The 414-nt window shown below is 47.1% G+C and carries 1 protein-coding gene; it reads right to left on the reverse strand.

Going from position 1 to position 414, the window contains the following annotated elements; translation table 11 throughout:
• Positions 1-414, reverse strand: a 414-nt coding sequence (locus AB4585_RS27360; protein ID WP_372171889.1) for a DNA polymerase domain-containing protein, incomplete at both ends; no start/stop codon positions are given.

The raw sequence follows: 414 nt of genomic DNA on the forward strand, positions 1-414 counted from the left end.
TTATTATCCATTTCCCCGCTCTCAACTTGTTCTACGGTATCTAAAATGAACTGGGTGGGATCGGACCCGGCAAAGATAAGCTCGTAAAGGTGCGCCTGAAAATCTCGCGCAAGCTCAGTCCAGTCGCTACGGGCACTCTCTAAGCCTTTAAACACGATACGAGAGCCAGATTCTTGAGTAATTAATCCGGCATAGCGCTTCTTTGAACCTGTTTCAGAGCCGCGAATGGTTGGCATGAAAAATCGAGAAAAGTGGGTTTCATATTCAAGCTCAAGCAGGGAGGTGAGGTTATATTCCTCGGTCAAATGCTGGGTCCACCAACTATTGATGTGCTTGGTCAGCGCATTGCCAATATCATCCGCTTGCTCTTGGGTGCACTCATCTTTGAGAGAAACAAACGTAGAATCCGTATCC

It is taken from the genome of Vibrio sp. 10N.222.49.C9 (assembly GCF_041474985.1).
Classification (GTDB): Bacteria; Pseudomonadota; Gammaproteobacteria; order Enterobacterales; family Vibrionaceae; genus Vibrio; species Vibrio crassostreae_C.